This window comes from Pseudomonas sp. NPDC086581 (assembly GCF_044746165.1).
Lineage (GTDB): Bacteria > Pseudomonadota > Gammaproteobacteria > Pseudomonadales > Pseudomonadaceae > Pseudomonas.
The window spans coordinates 300,798-317,880 of the sequence record NZ_JBIVBR010000006.1; the positions used below are offsets into that span (position 1 = coordinate 300,798).

Annotated in this window: 14 protein-coding genes; 3 read left to right on the forward strand and 11 right to left on the reverse strand. The window is 64.5% G+C overall.

The genetic code is table 11. From position 1 onward, the window contains the following. Positions 1-29: 29 nt before the first annotated feature. From ACIPK7_RS14835 to ACIPK7_RS14850, 4 genes are read right to left on the reverse strand one after another with little or no spacing between them, the layout of a single operon-like run. Entirely contained in the window at positions 30-1,025 is a 996-nt protein-coding gene (locus ACIPK7_RS14835) for an extracellular solute-binding protein (RefSeq protein WP_401088593.1), read from the reverse strand. A 60-nt stretch (positions 1,026-1,085) separates the two neighbouring features. Beyond that, positions 1,086-1,892, reverse strand: a complete 807-nt coding sequence (locus ACIPK7_RS14840) for an ABC transporter permease (RefSeq protein ID WP_401088595.1) — start codon at positions 1,890-1,892, stop codon at positions 1,086-1,088. After that, entirely contained in the window at positions 1,892-2,818 is a 927-nt protein-coding gene (locus tag ACIPK7_RS14845) for an ABC transporter permease (protein WP_192432302.1), read from the reverse strand. The genes ACIPK7_RS14840 and ACIPK7_RS14845 overlap by 1 nt, the downstream gene beginning before the upstream one ends. A gap of 12 nt (positions 2,819-2,830) precedes the next feature. Further along, positions 2,831-3,949: an ABC transporter ATP-binding protein gene (locus ACIPK7_RS14850; RefSeq protein ID WP_401088531.1), complete on the reverse strand. Its 1,119-nt coding sequence runs from the start codon at positions 3,947-3,949 to the stop codon at positions 2,831-2,833. Between the two features lie 233 nt (positions 3,950-4,182). Here ACIPK7_RS14850 and ACIPK7_RS14855 point away from each other — a divergent pair, with 233 nt between their 5' ends. Beyond that, positions 4,183-5,091, forward strand: a complete 909-nt coding sequence (locus ACIPK7_RS14855) for a LysR substrate-binding domain-containing protein (RefSeq protein ID WP_401088533.1) — start codon at positions 4,183-4,185, stop codon at positions 5,089-5,091. An 80-nt stretch (positions 5,092-5,171) separates the two neighbouring features. Here the strand turns inward: ACIPK7_RS14855 and ACIPK7_RS14860 are convergent, their stop codons facing one another. From ACIPK7_RS14860 to trxA, 4 genes are all read right to left on the reverse strand, one after another. Next, positions 5,172-6,140 (reverse strand): CDP-6-deoxy-delta-3,4-glucoseen reductase, encoded by a 969-nt coding sequence (locus ACIPK7_RS14860; RefSeq protein WP_401088534.1) that lies wholly within the window; start codon positions 6,138-6,140, stop codon positions 5,172-5,174. A 243-nt stretch (positions 6,141-6,383) separates the two neighbouring features. Next, the gene (gene ubiD / locus ACIPK7_RS14865; protein ID WP_192432306.1) at positions 6,384-7,850 is read right to left on the reverse strand and encodes a 4-hydroxy-3-polyprenylbenzoate decarboxylase; all 1,467 of its coding nucleotides are present in this window, start codon (positions 7,848-7,850) and stop codon (positions 6,384-6,386) included. 105 nt (positions 7,851-7,955) lie between these two features. Continuing rightward, positions 7,956-9,218 (reverse strand): transcription termination factor Rho, encoded by a 1,263-nt coding sequence (gene rho / locus ACIPK7_RS14870; protein ID WP_015475046.1) that lies wholly within the window; start codon positions 9,216-9,218, stop codon positions 7,956-7,958. A gap of 238 nt (positions 9,219-9,456) precedes the next feature. Continuing rightward, entirely contained in the window at positions 9,457-9,783 is a 327-nt protein-coding gene (trxA, locus tag ACIPK7_RS14875) for a thioredoxin TrxA (RefSeq protein WP_081519510.1), read from the reverse strand. A 190-nt stretch (positions 9,784-9,973) separates the two neighbouring features. Between trxA and ppx the strand changes: the two genes are divergently transcribed. Next, complete coding sequence (gene ppx / locus ACIPK7_RS14880; protein WP_192432307.1) at positions 9,974-11,476, forward strand: exopolyphosphatase; 1,503 nt, start codon at positions 9,974-9,976, stop codon at positions 11,474-11,476. Between the two features lie 216 nt (positions 11,477-11,692). On the opposite strand, the gene ppk1 is transcribed toward ppx, so the two are convergent. Both ppk1 and hemB read right to left on the reverse strand, forming a co-directional pair. After that, positions 11,693-13,897 (reverse strand): polyphosphate kinase 1, encoded by a 2,205-nt coding sequence (ppk1, locus tag ACIPK7_RS14885; RefSeq protein WP_401088535.1) that lies wholly within the window; start codon positions 13,895-13,897, stop codon positions 11,693-11,695. 23 nt (positions 13,898-13,920) lie between these two features. Then, positions 13,921-14,934 carry a porphobilinogen synthase gene (hemB, locus tag ACIPK7_RS14890; protein ID WP_192432309.1) on the reverse strand — a complete coding sequence of 338 codons (1,014 nt, stop codon included), beginning with the start codon at positions 14,932-14,934 and terminating at the stop codon, positions 13,921-13,923. A gap of 233 nt (positions 14,935-15,167) precedes the next feature. Here hemB and ACIPK7_RS14895 point away from each other — a divergent pair, with 233 nt between their 5' ends. Next, positions 15,168-15,728 (forward strand): DedA family protein, encoded by a 561-nt coding sequence (locus tag ACIPK7_RS14895; RefSeq protein ID WP_026079304.1) that lies wholly within the window; start codon positions 15,168-15,170, stop codon positions 15,726-15,728. A gap of 13 nt (positions 15,729-15,741) precedes the next feature. On the opposite strand, the gene ACIPK7_RS14900 is transcribed toward ACIPK7_RS14895, so the two are convergent. After that, positions 15,742-16,980, reverse strand: a complete 1,239-nt coding sequence (locus tag ACIPK7_RS14900) for a sterol desaturase family protein (protein ID WP_401088537.1) — start codon at positions 16,978-16,980, stop codon at positions 15,742-15,744. Positions 16,981-17,083: the final 103 nt, after the last annotated feature.

The window sequence follows — 17,083 nt, forward strand, 5'->3', positions numbered from 1 at the left end:
CAACGGTCTGTGGCTTTCCCGGTCGGGGATCAGCGCATCAGGTTGGTCCAGATACGGTCGGCCAGGCGGATCGCGCCTTCGCCACAGGTCTTGCTGAACACCACCTTGGTGCCCTCGGGGATGTGCAGTTCCGGCGCGTCCTTCAGGCTGGCGTCGAGGAAGGGTTCAACACCCTTGATCGGGCTCTGGTGCTTGAGGAAGTTCTGGGTCATCGCCGAGTTCTCAGGCTGGCTGAGGAAGGCGATGAACTTCTTCGCGTTCTCCGGGTGCTTGGCGCCGGCCGGGATCACCAGGTTGTCCACCCAGGCCATCACGCCCTCTTTCGGGTAGAGGTACTTCAGGCTGGATTTCATCTCACGCGCACGCATCGACGAGCCGCCCCAGAACATCGACATGTCGACTTCGCCCGAGGCCAGGTTCTCGCGGATCGAGCCGGCCTTGGAGCTGTAGGTCTTCACGAAGGGCTTCTGGGTCTTCAGCAGGGTCAGCACCTGTTGCATCTGCTTGGGGTCCTCGCTGCACAGCGGGATGCCCAGGTAGAGGCTGGCGGTGTCGATTACCTCGCTCGCCGAGTCGAACATGTTGATCTTGCCCTGCAACTCCGCCGGCGGAGTGAACAGCACCGAGTAGCTGTCGGCCGGGCCGCTGTACTTGGCGCTGTCCAGCACCACGCTGGTGGTCCCCCAGATGAAGGGCACGGCGTAGGCGCCTTCCGGGTCCCAGGTGGGCTTCTTCAGGTTGTCCTCGACGTTGGCGTAGTACGGCTGGCTGGCCGGGTCGAAGCGCTCCAGCAGCTTCTCCTGGATCAGGATCGGCACGAACTGGTGCGAGGGAATGGCCACGTCGTAGCCGGTACCGCCCTGCTTGAGCTTGGCCAGCAGCGTTTCGTTAGAGTCGTAGGAGTCCACGGTCACCTTGATGCCGGTTTCCATCTCGAACTTCTCCAGGATCTGCGGCGTGAAATAGCCACTCCAGCTCACCACGTTCAGTTGCTCGGCGGCGTGCACGTTGGCCACCAGCCCCATGGCCAGCGAGGCCCCTACAGCAGCGATCAGTTTGCTCATCTTCTACTCCGGTATGTGGGCTCAGGCTTTCTTCTTGCCAAGCAGGAAGGACAGGGTTACGAACAGCACGGAAACGCCGAGGATCAGGGTCGACACTGCATTCACATCAGGCGTCACGCCCATGCGCAGCAGGCCGAAAATGAAGATCGGCAAGGTGGTGGCGCCGGCCTGGGAGACCATCATCGAGATCACGAAGTTATCCAGCGAGACGATGAAGGCCAGCATCAGCCCGGAGAAGATCCCCGGCATCAGCAGCGGCAGGGTCACCTTGCGGAAGGCCCGCCAGGGGCCGGCGTAGAGGTCGGCGGCGGCCTGCTCCAGGGACAGGTCCATGTCATTGAGACGGGCGCGGATCGGCAGGTAGGCGAACGGGATGCAGAACACCGTGTGGGCGATGATCAGGTTGCCGTAGCCCAGCGACAGGCCGAGGGTGGAGAACAGCGCCAGGGTGGCGACGCCGACGACGATCTCGGGCAGCACCAGCGGCAACATGATCGCCCCCATGGACAGACGCAGACCCTTGAATTTTGCCCCGCGCGAGGTGCCCAGCGCAGCCAGGGTGGCAATCACGGTGGCGATCACGCTGGCGCACACGGCGATCAGCAGGCTGTTGCCGGCGGCCTGGCGCAGCGCCTGGTTGGCGAAGGCGCTGCGGTACCAGTCGAGGCTGAAGCCGGTCCACACGGTGGCGGACTGGTTGGCGTTGAACGAAAGCACCACCAGCACCACGATGGGCGCGTAGAGGTACAGGTAGAACAGGAAGCTCAGCGCGCCGAAGCCACGGAAATCCTGCACACCCAAGCGACGTTTAGTCAGCAGCGACAGCATCATTCACCTCCCCGGGCGATGCGCAGGCGTTCGGCGCGCATCGCGTAGAACATCAGCACCAGCATCACGGCTCCCATCAGCACCAGCGACAGCGCCGCACCGAAGGGCCAGTTCCGCGAGTCGCTGAACTGCCGGAAGATCAGGTTGCCGAGCATCATCTTGGTGCCGCCGCCGAGCAGCTCGGGGGCGATCATCGCGCCCAGGCAAGGCACGAAGGTGAGGATGGCGCCGGCCAGGATGCCCGGACGGGCGATCGGCAGGACCACCTTGCGCAGGGTGCGGATACGCCCGGCGTAGAGGTCCTGGGCCGCTTCGAGCAGACGCATGTCCATCTTCTCGAGGGTGGCGTAGATCGGCAGCACCACGAAGGGCGCGTAGGTGTAGACAAGCCCCAGCAGCACGGCTCCGTCGGTGTAGAGCATGTTCAGCGGCTGGTGGATGATGCCGAGGCTCATCAGCGTGCCGTTGACCACGCCGGTGCCGCGCAGCAGCAGGATCCAGGCGTAGGTGCGGATCAGCAGGTTGGCCCAGAACGGCACGGTGATCAGGAAGATCAGCAGGCCGCGACGGTGCGCCGGTTGCATCGCCAGCCACACCGCCACCGGGAAGCCCACCAGTAGGGTGATGGCGGTGGTCGCCGCGGCGATACCGATGGAGCGCAGGGCGATCATCACGTAGGAGTCGGCGAAGGCCAGGCTGTCGTCGAGCTGGCGCTCGAACAGCAGCGAGACATAGGCGTCGATGCTGAAGTGCGGGTTCACTCCGCCATAGGGGTTGGCCTGCATCAGCGAGTAACCGACCACGATGAAGATCGGCACGATCAGGAACAGCCCGATGGAGACCAGTGCGGGCGACACGCCGAGGAAGCTGCGCAGCGCCTGGCGCCGCTCCAGCGAATTGCCGGCGGTTGTGGATAACCGGTTCATGCTCACCTCCGCTCAGTCCACCAGGACGCTGGCGCTGCCTTTTTCGAAGAGCAGCCCGGCGCGTTGCCCGGCTGCCAGACGCCCGCGCTGGCCGGCGCTGTTGGGCGCGCGGACCGTCAGGCGGGTGCCGTCGGCAAGGCTGATCTGGTACTGCAGGTCGGTGCCCAGGTAGATCTGCTGGACCACGGTGCAGGGCGTGGCGGACGGAGTGTCCTCGGCCACCAGTTGCAAGCGCTCGGGGCGGATCGACAGGGTGACCTCGGCGCCGACTTTGAGGCCTTCGCGGGCCTGGGCTTCGATCAGTTGCTCGCCGGGAACGCGGTACTGCGCGCAGTCGCCGGTGAAGTTCTCGACCCGCGCCGGGAGGAAGTTGGTCTCGCCGATGAAGTCGGCGACGAAGCGGTTGCGCGGGTTTTCGTAGATGTCGTCCGGGCGGCCGACCTGCTGCACCTCGCCCTCGGAGAGCACGGCGATGCGGTCGGACATGGTCAGGGCTTCTTCCTGGTCATGGGTGACGAAGATGAAGGTGATGCCGGTCTTGGACTGGATCGCCTTGAGCTCTTCGCGCATGGCCTGGCGCAGCTTGAGGTCGAGTGCGGACAGCGGCTCATCGAGCAGCAGCACTTTCGGATGCGGCGCCAGCGCGCGGGCCAGGGCGACGCGCTGTTGCTGGCCGCCGGAAAGCTGGGTCGGCTTGCGCTGGGCGAAGCGTTCCATCTGCACCAGGGCGAGCATCTCGCGGACGCGCTCGGCAACCTGCGCCTTGCTCATGCGCTGGCCCATCGGGTGGGACTCCAGGCCGAAGGCCAGGTTCTCGGCGATGGTCATGTGCGGGAACAGCGCGTAGTGCTGGAACACGGTATTCACCGGGCGCTCGAAGGGCGGCCGGTCGGCGATGTTCTCGCCGTAGAGCTGGATTTCCCCGGAGGTGGGGAACTCGAAGCCGGCGATCATCCGCAACAGGGTGGTCTTGCCGCAGCCGGAGGGGCCGAGCAGGGTGAAGAACTCGTTGTCGCGGATGTCCAGGTCGACGCATTTCAGAGCGACGGGACCACTCGCCGGGTCGCCGTAGACCTTGCGCACGGAGCGGATGGAGACCGCCGCCGTCTGCAGGCTGTGCAGGGCACTCATGGTGAAACCTCCGTACCTTCCCTTCCGCCACCAGCAGGTGGTCGGGGGATCTTGTAGTTGTTCTGGCAGGACTAGAGACGCTGGGGTGCAGCGCTGGCCTTGGGTCAGGCCCAAGTTGTGATGTTGTTGAGGCGGATATTCGAAGAAAGGTAGTTGAGCGGAAAGCTCAATTTTCTTACATTCGATATTAAATAATTTAACAGCTAAAAAGTTGATACCCCCGAGGCCTCGCCATGTCCATCCAGCGTCTTCCGCCGCTCAATGCCGTCCGCGCCTTCGAGGCCGCCGCCCGGCTGGGCAGCTATGTCGCCGCCTCGAAAGACCTGCATGTGACGCAGCCGGCCATCGGCCGTCACGTGAAGCTGCTGGAGGACTGGCTGGGCGTGCAGCTGTTCGAGCGCACCCCGCGCGGGGTCAGCCTGACGCCAGCCGGGCAGCGCTACTACGCGAAGATATCCACCGCCCTGCAGCAGATCGCCGACGCCGGCCACGAGTTGGCACCCGGCGGCACCGCACGCTGGCTGAAGATTCTGGTGGTGCCGGCCTTCGCCAAGCGCTGGCTGATGCCGCGCCTGGAAACCCTGCGCCAGCAGCGCCCCGGCCTGAAAGTGGCAGTGGAGCCGAACCCGACTTTCACCGAAGTGGACGGTAAAAGCGCCGATCTGGGTATTGTCTACGGGCTTCCCGGCGTCTATCCGCAGTGCCACAGCACCCTGGTGCGACCGGCGGTGTTCCCGGTGTGCTCGCCCTCTTACCTTGAGGAGCACGGCCCACTGACCAGCGTTCACGAGCTCGCGCAGCACAAGCTGATCCACGTCGACGACGGCGAATGGTGGAACCTCTGGCTGTCCACCATCGGGCTGGACCTGCGGGTGAACTCCGACGTGCTCTACGTCAGCAACGACCACGCGCTGTCCATGGCCGAGGCCGGCCACGGCATCGCCCTGGCCAACCTGGTGCTGGTGAAGCACCAGCTGGCCGCCGGCACGCTGGTGCGACCACTGCCCGAGGAGGTGCCGCTGGAGAGCTACCAGCTGCTGCTGCCGCCCGGCGCGGTGAGCGCCGATGTGGCCTGGTTCGAGGACTGGATTCGTGCGGCGCTGCAAGAGGAATTCTCGCCCAGCGCAGGGCCGCGTGACTGAGTCAGCCGCATGGCTAGGCGGAGCGCCGAGGACAGTGCGACCAGCACGGCGAGGCGCCCCAACGACGCCAGGCGGTTGAATCAGCCGCGCGGCGCGTAGGCGAAGACGTCGGCGCGCATTTGATGCGGGTCCATGCCCGCCGCCACCAGCGCGTCCAGCGTGCCGTAGACCATCGCCGGCGAGCCGCTGGCGTAGACGCGCAGGCCGGACAGATCGGCGAAGTCCTCGCACACCGCTTCATGCAGCAGGCCGCAACGCCCCTGCCAACCGCACAGGTCGCTGACGATCTTGTGCAGATGCAGGTTGGGTACGCTCTCCCACTGTTCCCAGTGCGGCAGCTCGTAGAAATCCTCCGGGCGCCGCACCCCCCAGTAAAGGTGCACCGGGTGGGCGAAACCGGTGGCGCGGCAGAATTCGATCAGGCTGTGCATCTGCGCCATGCCGGTGCCGGCAGCGATCAGCACCAGCGGGCCGTCCGGCAGGTCGGCCAGGTGCGCATCACCGAAGGGCATCTGCACGCGAGCAAAGCGGTCGCGTTGCAACTGGGTCAGCAGGTCGATGGCGCTGTTCTCGCGGGCCAGGATATGCAGCTCCAGGTCGCGTCCTTCCTGCGGCGCGGACGCCAGGGAGAAGGCCGCCGGGTCGCTGCCCTCGCGCTCGATCAGCACGTATTGCCCGGCGTGGTAGCGCGGGGGTTTGCCGGCCGGGGCACGCAGGCGCACACGCCAGACGTCACCGCTTACCGGCTCGCAGAGGGTCAGCTGGCAGGACAGCGTGCGCACCGGCAGCTCGCCGGGGGCCAGCACACCGTCCCAGTGCAGCACGCAGTCCTCCAGCGGCTCGGCCAGGCAGGTGAAGAGCTCGCCGTGGTCGCGCACCTCGCCGTCCTGGCGCACGCGGCCTTCCACCAGCAGCGCCGCGCAGATGTGGCAATTGCCGTTGCGGCAGCTCTGCGGGCACTCGTAGCCCAGGCGCCGCGCACCGTCGAGGATACGTTCCCCGGGCCGCAGGTCGAGCTGGGCACCGGAAGGTTGCAAGGTCACTTTCAAGCGATGTTCTCGTTCTTCTGATTTCGTCGGAGTAGCCGATTCCTCCTGGATACTCCGCGCCAGCACTTCCCCCCTCTCCCCAACCCTCTCCCTGAGGGAGAGGGGTTAGACCGTGCCGGCTGACACCATGGCGTCATCCTGCACCGAACGGCCCCTCTCCCGCTTGCGGGAGGGGGTCAGGGTGAGGGGCTGTTGATCTCGCCTGTTCGCGAGCAAGCTCGCTCCTACAGGGTGCCCCAGACATCAGTCGATGCCCAGGCTCGCCCAGATTTCGTCGACGCGACGGGTCACCGCCGGGTCCTTTTCGATCACCCGGCCCCATTCGCGGCTGGTCTCGCCCGGCCACTTGTGGGTGGCGTCCAGGCCCATCTTCGAGCCCAGGCCGGAGATCGGAGAGGCGAAGTCCAGGTAGTCGATCGGGGTGTTGTCGATCATCACCGTGTCGCGCTTGGGGTCCATGCGCGTGGTGATGGCCCAGATCACATCGTTCCAGTCGCGGGCGTTGATGTCGTCGTCGGTGACGATAACGAACTTGGTGTACATGAACTGTCGCAGGAACGACCAGACACCCAACATCACGCGCTTGGCGTGGCCGGGATACTGCTTCTTCATGGTCACCACCGCCATGCGGTAGGAGCACCCTTCGGGCGGCAGGTAGAAATCGGTGATCTCGGGGAACTGCTTCTGCAGGATCGGCACGAAGACTTCGTTCAGCGCTACACCGAGGATCGCCGGCTCATCCGGCGGGCGGCCGGTGTAGGTGCTGTGGTAGATGGGTTTCTGCCGGCGGGTGATGCGCTCGACGGTGAACACCGGGAAGCGATCTACCTCGTTGTAGTAGCCGGTATGGTCGCCGTAGGGGCCTTCATCGGCCATCTCGCCGGGATGGATCACCCCTTCGAGGACGATTTCGGCGCTGGCCGGCACCTGCAGGTCGTTGCCGATGCACTTGACCAGTTCGGTCTTGTGCCCGCGCAGCAGGCCGGCGAAGGCGTATTCGGAGAGGGTGTCCGGCACCGGGGTCACGGCGCCGAGGATGGTCGCCGGGTCCGCGCCGAGGGCCACAGCCACCGGATAGGGCTGGCCAGGGTGCTTCTGGCACCACTCGCGGAAGTCCAGCGCGCCGCCGCGGTGGCTGAGCCAGCGCATGATGACCTTGTTGCGGCCGATCACTTGCTGGCGGTAGATGCCCAGGTTCTGCCGCTCCTTGTTCGGCCCGCGGGTGACGGTCAGGCCCCAGGTGATCAGCGGCGCGACGTCTCCGGGCCAGCAGGTCTGCACCGGCAGCTTCGACAGGTCGACGTCGTCGCCCTCCTCGATCACTTCCTGGCACGGCGCGTCCCTGAGGACCTTGGGCGCCATGTTGATGACCTTCTTGAAGATCGGCAGCTTGGACCAGGCGTCCTTCAACCCCTTGGGCGGCTCGGGCTCCTTGAGGAAGGCCAGCAGCTTGCCGATCTCGCGCAGTTCGGAGACGTCCTCGGCGCCCATGCCCAGCGCCACGCGCTCGGGCGTGCCGAACAGGTTGCCCAGTACGGGGATGTCATAGCCGGTGGGTTTTTCGAACAGCAGGGCCGGGCCCCTGGCGCGCAGGGTGCGGTCGCACACCTCGGTCATTTCCAGCACCGGGGATACCGGCGCCTGGATGCGCTTGAGCTGTCCGCGCTGCTCCAGGGCAGCGATGAACTCGCGCAGGTCGCGATACTGCATGAGGGTCTCGATGGCGGCAGGATGATGCGACAGTCTACCGCCTATCAGCGCCTTGCAGAAACACGAAGGCCGGGTTTCCCCGGCCTTGTGCGGTTCGAGAGGCGCTTACTTGCTGCGCTTCATCGAATCGAAGAACTCATCGTTGGTCTTCGTCTGGCGCAGCTTGTCCAGGAGGAATTCCACGGCGGCGATCTCGTCCATCGGGTGGAGGATCTTGCGCAGGATCCACATGCGCTGCAGCTCTTCCTCACCGGTGAGCAGCTCTTCGCGACGGGTGCCGGAGCGATTGATGTTGATCGCCGGGAACACACGCTTTTCCGAGATGCGACGGTCGAGGATGAGTTCCGAGTTACCGGTACCCTTGAATTCCTCGTAGATCACTTCGTCCATCTTCGAGCCGGTTTCGATCAGCGCGGTGGCGAGGATGGTCAGCGAACCGCCTTCCTCGATGTTGCGCGCGGCGCCGAAGAAGCGCTTGGGCTTCTCCAGGGCGTGGGCGTCGACACCACCGGTGAGCACCTTGCCGGAGCTGGGGATCACGGTGTTGTAGGCACGGGCCAGACGGGTGATGGAGTCCAGCAGGATGATCACGTCCTTCTTGTGCTCGACCAGGCGCTTGGCCTTCTCGATCACCATCTCGGCGACCTGCACGTGGCGGGTCGGCGGTTCGTCGAAGGTGGAGGCGACCACTTCGCCGCGCACGGTGCGCTGCATCTCGGTCACTTCTTCCGGGCGCTCGTCGATCAGCAGGACGATCAAGTGGCACTCGGGGTTGTTGCGGGTGATGTTCGAGGCGATGTTCTGCAGCATGATGGTCTTGCCCGCTTTCGGCGGGGCGACGATCAGGCCGCGCTGGCCCTTGCCGATCGGCGAGCAGAGGTCGATCACACGGCCGGTGAGGTCCTCGGTGGAGCCGTTGCCGGCTTCCATGGTCAGGCGCTTGGTCGGGAACAGCGGCGTCAGGTTCTCGAAGAGAATCTTGTTCTTCGCGTTCTCCGGACGATCAAAGTTGATTGAGTCGACTTTCAGCAGGGCGAAATAACGCTCACCTTCCTTCGGCGGACGAATCTTGCCGATGATGGTATCGCCCGTGCGCAGGTTGAAGCGACGGATCTGGCTGGGCGAGACATAGATGTCGTCCGGGCCGGCCAGGTACGAGGAATCGGCGGAGCGCAGGAAGCCGAAGCCATCCTGGAGAATCTCCAGCACGCCGTCACCGGAGATTTCCTCGCCGCTTTTCGCGTGCTTTTTCAGCAGTGCGAAGATGATGTCCTGTTTGCGCGAACGAGCCATGTTTTCCAGGCCCATGGCATCGGACATTTCCAGCAATTCGGCAATCGGCTTTTGCTTGAGTTCGGTCAGATTCATAGAAGGGACGTAAATACGCTGAAAGGGGAAAAGGGAACAAGCGTGATGCTTGAAGAGCCGCGCCGTAGATGACGGACAGGATCGCTTGGAATTCGAATGGGAAGTGCGTCGGCGACGGCTTGCAGGGGACAACGAAACAATCGTTGTGCGCCCGAATTTAACACCCGAGTTTCGGAGCGTCTAGGGGCAATAACGAAAAAACCCCGCGCATTGGCGGGGTTTTTCGGGCTTCTTCGACTTAGATGTTGCTGTCGAGGAAGGCGGCCAGTTGCGACTTGGACAGTGCGCCGACCTTGGTCGCTTCGACGTTGCCGCCCTTGAACAGCATCAGGGTCGGAATGCCACGCACGCCGTACTTCGGCGGGGTGTCCTGGTTCTCGTCGATGTTCAGCTTGCAGACTTTCAGCTTGCCCTGATAGTCCTTGGCGATCTCGTCGAGTACCGGGGCGATCATCTTGCACGGGCCGCACCATTCGGCCCAGTAGTCGACCAGCACGGGACTATCGGACTTCAGTACGTCCTGCTCGAAGCTGGCATCGGTAACATTGACGATATGTTCGCTCATGTATTCTCTCCGTCAATCGGATGCGAAAAAGTGTCCGCCATCATATCCCGCCTCGGCCCACACCGAAAGGCGCAGCCGATTGAGTGTATCTATCGCTGCCGCGGTGACTTCTGATCGGTGACAACCCCTTCATTGGCACTACCTGCCTAAAATGGCAGGATGTCTCCCGTATTTATCCGGACCCGCCCCTATGCCCCATACACCTGCCAAGACCTTTCCCATGATCGCGGCCATTGATCTTGGCTCGAACAGTTTCCACATGGTTTTGGCGAAGGCCGATCACGGCGAGATCCGCATCCTCGAGCGGTTGGGCGAGAAGGTCCAGCTGGCCGCTGGCATCGGTGAGGACCGCATGCTCACCAAGGAAGCGATGCAGCGCGGCTACGACTGCCTGAAGCAGTTCGCCCAGTTCATCAACGGCATGCCCCCGGGTTCGGTGCGCGTCGTAGGCACCAACGCCCTGCGCGAAGCACGCAATCGCGCCGAATTCATCCGCGAAGCCGACCGCATCCTCGGTCACCCGGTGGAAGTCATCTCAGGCCGTGAAGAAGCGCGCCTGATCTACCTGGGCGTCTCCCACACCCTGCAGGACAACCCCGGCAAGCGCCTGGTGGTCGACATCGGCGGCGGCAGCACCGAGTTCATCATCGGCCAGCAGTTCGAATCGCAGCTGCGCGAGAGCCTGCAGATGGGCTGCGTGAGCTTCACCCAGCGCTACTTCAAGGACGGCAAGATCACCCCGGCGCGCTACGCCCAGGCCTACACCTCGGCGCGCCTGGAGCTGATGAGCATCGAGAACAGCCTGCGCCGCCTGGGCTGGGACGAGGCCGTCGGCGCCTCCGGCACCATCCGCGCAATTTGCCTGGCGATCCAGGCCGGCGGCCACGGCAACGGCGAGATCAACCCCGAGGGCCTGGCCTGGCTCAAACGCAAGATGTTCAAGCTGGGCGAGGTCGAGAAGCTCGACATCGACGGCATCAAGCCGGACCGCCGACCGATCTTCCCGGCCGGTATGGCGATCCTCGAGGCCCTGTTCGACGCCCTCGAGCTGACCCGCATGACCCACTCCGAAGGCGCCCTGCGCGAAGGCGTGCTCTACGACCTGCTGGGCCGCCACCACCACGAGGACGTCCGCGAACGCACCATTGGCGCCCTCATGGAGCGCTACCACGTCGATCCGGAACAGGCCGCGCGCGTCGAGGCCAAGGCGCTGGCGTCCCTGGACCAAGTCGCCAAGGCCTGGGACCTGAACGACGAGGGTCACCGCGAGCTGCTGATGTGGGCGGCGCGCGTGCATGAACTGGGCCTGGACATCGCCCACTATCACTACCACAAGCACGGCGCCTACCTGCTGGAGCACTCGGACCTGGCCGGCTTCTCGCGCCTGGACCAACTGACCCTGGCGCTGCTGGTGCGCGGCCACCGCCGCAACATCCCGGTGGACAAGTTCAACGAGCTGGGCGACGAGGGCGACAAGCTGATCCGCCTGTGCATCGTGCTGCGCTTCGCCATCCTCTTCCACCACATCCGTGGCACCCAGGAAATGCCGGCCGTGACCCTGAAGGCTTCCGGCAAGTCGCTGGACGTGCGCTTCCCCGACGGCTGGCTGGCCGCCAATCCGCTGACCCAGGCGGACTTCGAGCAGGAAGCCGAATGGCTCAAGCGCGTGGGCTACTCGCTCAGCGTGAGCTGATCGCCCCGCGACAGACGAAGGCCCCGGCGCACAAACGCCGGGGCCTTTTCATTTCGAATGCCAGGCCCTGTAGGAGCGAGCTTGCTCGCGACCCCCTGCTCCGCTGCGGGACCGGCTCGTGAGCAACGACTGGGCGTCCCCTCGGTCCTACGAAGAGCATTCGTGCAGCCATGAAAAAGCCCTGCCGAGGCAGGGCTTTCACGCCACGCGGACGGATCAGCGAACGCTGATCACCGGCGTGCACAGGCGCTCCAGCAGCGTCGCCTGGGCGTTGCGCGCGTTCTGGTTGCCGCTGGGGCTCTGGCGCACGTAGCTGCCGTCGGACTGCAGTACCCAGGCCTGGGTGTTGTCGGTCAGGTAGGACTCCAGCTCTTTCTTCACGCGCAGCACGAGCTTCTTGCCTTCCACCGGGAAGCAGGTCTCAACGCGCATGTCGAGGTTGCGCTCCATCCAGTCGGCGCTGGAGAGATAGAGCCTCTCCTCGCCGCCGTTGAGGAAGTAGTAGATCCGGCTGTGTTCCAGGAAGCGGCCGATGATCGAGCGCACCTGGATGTTGTGCGACACGCCCGGCACGCCCGGACGCAGGCAGCACATGCCGCGCACCACCAGGTCGATCTTCACGCCGGCCTGGCTGGCCTTGTACAGCGCGCGGATGACCTTGGCGTCGGTCAGCGAGTTGACCTTGGCCATGATGTGCGCCGGCTTGCCTTCGGCAGCCTGGGCGGCCTCGCGGTTGATCATCTCCAGCAGGTTCTTCTTCAGGGTGAAGGGCGCGTGCAGGAGCTTCTTCATGCGCAGGGTCTTGCCCATGCCGATCAGCTGGTTGAACAGCTTGTGCAGGTCCTCGCAGAGCGCCACGTCGGCGGTCAGCAGGCTGTAGTCGGTGTACAGGCGGGCATTGCCGGCGTGGTAGTTGCCGGTGCCCAGGTGCGCGTAGCGGCGCAGCTCGCCGTCCTCGCGACGCAGGATGAGCATCATCTTGGCGTGGGTCTTGAAGCCGACCACGCCGTAGATCACCACCGCACCGGCCTGCTGCAGGCGGCTGGCCAGCTGCAGGTTGGATTCTTCGTCGAAGCGCGCCCGCAGCTCGATCACCACGGTGACTTCCTTGCCGTTGCGCGCGGCTTCCACCAGTGCGTCGACGATCTCCGAGTTGGCCCCGGAGCGGTACAGCGTCTGCTTGATCGCCAGCACGCTGGGATCCTTGGCGGCCTGGCGCAGCAGGTCGACCACCGGGGTGAAGGACTCGAACGGGTGCATCAGTAGCACGTCGAGCTTGCCCAGCACGTTGAACAGGTTTTCCTTCTTTTGCAGCAGCTTGGGAATCGCCGGGGTGAACGGCGGGGACTGCAGCTCCGGATGACTGGCCAAGCCTGTGACGCTGAACAGGCGGGTCAGGTTGACCGGTCCGCTGACGCGGTACAGCTCGGTCTCGGACAGGCCGAACTGCTTGAGCAGGTAGTTGGACAGCGGCACCGGGCAGGTATCCACCACCTCCAGACGCACGGCGTCGCCGTAACGGCGCGAGAACAGCTCGCCACGCAGTGCGCGGGCCAGGTCCTCGACGTCCTCGGCATCCACCGAGAGGTCGGCGTTACGGGTCAGGCGGAACTGGTAGCAGCCCTTCACCTTCATGCCGTGGAACAGATCGTCGGCGTGGGCGTGGATCATCGACGAGAGGAACACGTAGTTGTCGCCGGGGCCGGCGACGTCTTCGGGCAGGCGGATGATCCGCGGCAGCGAGCGCGGCGCCGGGATGATCGCAAGGCCGGAGTCGCGGCCGAAGGCGTCCAGGCCTTCGAGCTCGACCATGAAGTTCAGGCTCTTGTTCACCAGCAGCGGGAACGGGTGCGTTGGATCGAGGCCGATCGGGGTGACGATGGGCGCGATCTCGTCGCGGAAGAAGCGACGAACCCAGGCCTTGATCTTCGGCGTCCAGTAGCGGCGGCGGATGAAGCGGATGTCGTGCTTGGCCAGCTCCGGCAACAGGATGTCGTTGAGGATGCTGTACTGGCGGGCGACCTGCTCGTGCACCTGCTCGCTGATGCGTGCCAGCGCCTGGTGCGGCAACAGGCCGTCGGCGCCGGCCTGTTCACGGGCGAAGGTGATCTGCTTCTTCAGGCCGGCGACGCGGATCTCGAAGAATTCGTCGAGGTTGCTGGAGAAGATCAACAGGAACTTCAGGCGTTCCAGCAGCGGGTACGACTCATCCAGCGCCTGTTCCAGCACGCGGATGTTGAACTGCAGCTGCGAGAGCTCGCGATGAATGTAGAGGGCACTGTCGTCCACGTTGATCGCCGGAACTGCCGGTTCGACGGGCGGCGGCGTCGCCTCGGCGACCTCATCCACGACGACTTCGGTGATTTCAGCGGTGGTGTCAGCTTCGATAACTTCGGTTTCGCTAATGCCTTCGGTATTCATCGCGGGTCTCATCGTCGGAGGGGTTAGCCCCCGCTTTTCAATTGTTGTGCGGCGCGCTTGGCGAAGTAGGTCAGGATGCCATCTGCGCCTGCGCGTTTGAAGGCCAGCAGCGATTCGAGGATCACCGCCTCGCTGAGCCAGCCGTTGTTGATCGCGGCCATGTGCATCGCGTACTCGCCGCTGACCTGATAGACAAAGGTCGGCGCGCGGAATTCGTCCTTGGCGCGGCGAACGATGTCGAGATAGGGCATGCCCGGCTTGACCATGATCATGTCGGCGCCTTCGGCGAGGTCAGCGTAGATCTCGTGCAGCGCTTCGTCGCTGTTGGCCGGATCCATCTGGTAGGTGGCCTTGTTGCCCTTGCCCAGATTGGCGGCGGAGCCGACGGCATCGCGGAACGGGCCGTAGTAGGCGCTGGCGTACTTGGCCGAGTAGGCCATGATGCGGGTGTTGATGTGGCCGGTGGATTCCAGGGCCTCGCGGATCGCGCCGATGCGGCCGTCCATCATGTCGGAGGGCGCCACGACCTGGGCGCCGGCTTCGGCGTGGGAAAGCGCCTGCTTGACCAGCACATCAACGGAAATGTCGTTCAGAACGTAGCCGTCCTCGTCGAGGATGCCGTCCTGGCCGTGGCTGGTGAACGGGTCCAGCGCCACGTCGGTGATGATGCCCAGCTCCGGGAAGCGCTCGCGCAGGGCGCGGGTGGCGCGCTGGGCGATGCCGTCAGGGTTGAAGGCTTCGGCGCCATCGAGGGATTTCTTCTCCAGCGGGGTCACCGGGAACAGCGCCAGCGCCGGGATGCCCAGCTCCACCAGCTCTTCGGCTTCCTTGAGCAGCAGGTCGATGGACATGCGCTCCACACCCGGCATCGAGGGCACCGCTTCACGCTGGTTCTTGCCGTCGAGGACGAACACCGGAAGGATCAGGTCGTTGCTGGTCAAGACATTTTCGCGCACCAGACGGCGGGAAAAATCGTCACGACGATTGCGACGCAGACGAGTGAAGGGGAAGGCACGATCGGCGGGAATGAAGCTCACGGCGTACTCCAGGGCCTGATGCAGCAGGCACAGTCTGACAGTTATAGCCCTGAATTATGACCGATTGGTAACAACCGGTAACAGTGACCCTTGGTCGCGGCATCCTGCCGCAGCGGCATGCCGCCGCTCTGCACCGGTACAGAGTTGTTCCAGGTCAGCTGTGCTGACTGGGGTGCCTTCCCTGCGGGCGACAACCGGGTTAGGCTTCGCGTTCATTTCGCTGCGTTGCCTCGATAATGCTCCAACAATTCCTGCAGGATTTCGGCTACTTCGCGCTGTTTCTCGGCACGTTCTTCGAGGGTGAGACCATTCTGGTCCTGGCCGGCTTCCTGGCATTCCGCGGCTACATGCAACTGGAGTACGTCATCGCGGTGGCATTCTTCGGCAGTTACGCGGGCGACCAGCTCTGGTATTTCCTCGGCCGTCGCCATGGTCGCAAGCTGCTTGCGCGCAAACCGCGCTGGCAGAAGATGGGCGACAAAGCCTTGGAGCACGTGCGCAAGCATCCCGACCTGTGGGTGCTGAGCTTCCGCTTCGTCTACGGTCTGCGCACCGTGATGCCGGTGGCCATCGGCCTGTCCGGCTATCCGCCGGCGCGCTACCTGCTGCTCAACGGCATCGGCGCCATCGTCTGGGCCACCGTGCTGGGCAGCGCTGCCTTCTACTTCGGCAGCGTGCTCGAAGGTGTGCTGGGCAACATCAAGAAGTACGAACTCATGGTCCTCGGTGGCCTCGTGGTGATCGGCCTGCTGTTCTGGCTGCGTCGCCGCTTCAAGGCCAGCAAGACCGACTGAGCACCCCGGCCGTTCAGGCCGCCTGCGGCAGGCGCTCGGCGCGCCGCAGGCCCAGCAGACCGATCAGGCTGAGCAGCGAGTAGACCGCCAGCGCCCAGGGCGCCCACTGCGGCAGCTCGATCCCTCCCCATAGCGCCATGACCGCCACTGCCAGCACGTTCAACGCTAATCGCAACAGTTCCAGGCGCAGCGCCCAGTTACGGTTCTCCAACCAGCAGCCGATGGCGTAGAGCCCGAAGGCCATCCAGCTCCAACCGATCACCAGCGGCAGCACCTGCCAGTGCTCCCCGACGCCCAGCAACCAGGTGCCGGCCACCACGTAGGTGGCGAACTGCAGCCCGGCGTACCACTGCCTGCCACGCGTCAGCGGCACCTCGAACTTACGGAAGGACGCCAGGTCCGGCTTGGCCATCGGGTAGCGCTGGGCGACATCCTCGGGGCGCCAGCCGGTGCGCATGAACCAGATGCGCAGCTTGTCCCAGGTACTGCCGGCGCGGCGCGCATCGTTCCACAGGTGCGCGTAGACCTGCAGGTTGGCCCACAGCGGGTTCCAGCTGGCCAGCGGCACAGTCACGCCGAACACCACCGGCTCCTCGTCCAGCTCTTCCTGGAAGGTGCCGAACAGGCGATCCCAGACGATGAACACGCCGCCATAGTTGCGATCCATGTAGACCGGGTTCTGCGCATGGTGCACGCGGTGGTTGGATGGGGTGATGAAGATCCATTCGAACCAGCCCAGCTTAGGGATGTGCCGCGTGTGCACCCAAAATTGGTAGAGCAGGTTCAGCGCGCCGACGGTGAGGAACACCAGCGGCGGCACGCCGACGATGGCCATGGGCAGATAGAAGATCCAGCCGAAGATGAAACCGGTGCTGGTCTGCCGCAGCGCGGTGGAGAGGTTGTAGTCCTCGCTCTGGTGGTGCACCGAGTGAGCGGCCCAGAGCACGTTGCGCTCATGGCCCAGGCGGTGGTTCCAGTAGTAGCAGAAGTCGTAGAAGACGAAAGCGAACACCCAGACCCAGAGGTTCTGTGTGGACATCTCCAATAGCGCCAGATGCTGCCAGGCGATGACGTAGGTGAGCACCGCCAGGCCCTTGGTCAGCAGGCCGCTGGTGGTTGACAGCACACCGGCGCTGAGGCTGTTCAGCGCATCGCTCAGACGGTAGGTGCGCACGCCACGCCAGCGGTCGGCGAGCAACTCGATGGCGATCAAAAGGAAAAAGAAGGGTACGGCGAAGAGGATGTAGTTCATGGCGTGGCCGAGTCGTTATGCTTATGGGAAGGCCCAGATTCGTTGATCCTAGCCTCTACCTCCGCGCCGGCCCCGACCGCCGGCGCCAAGCCGGGCGGCATAT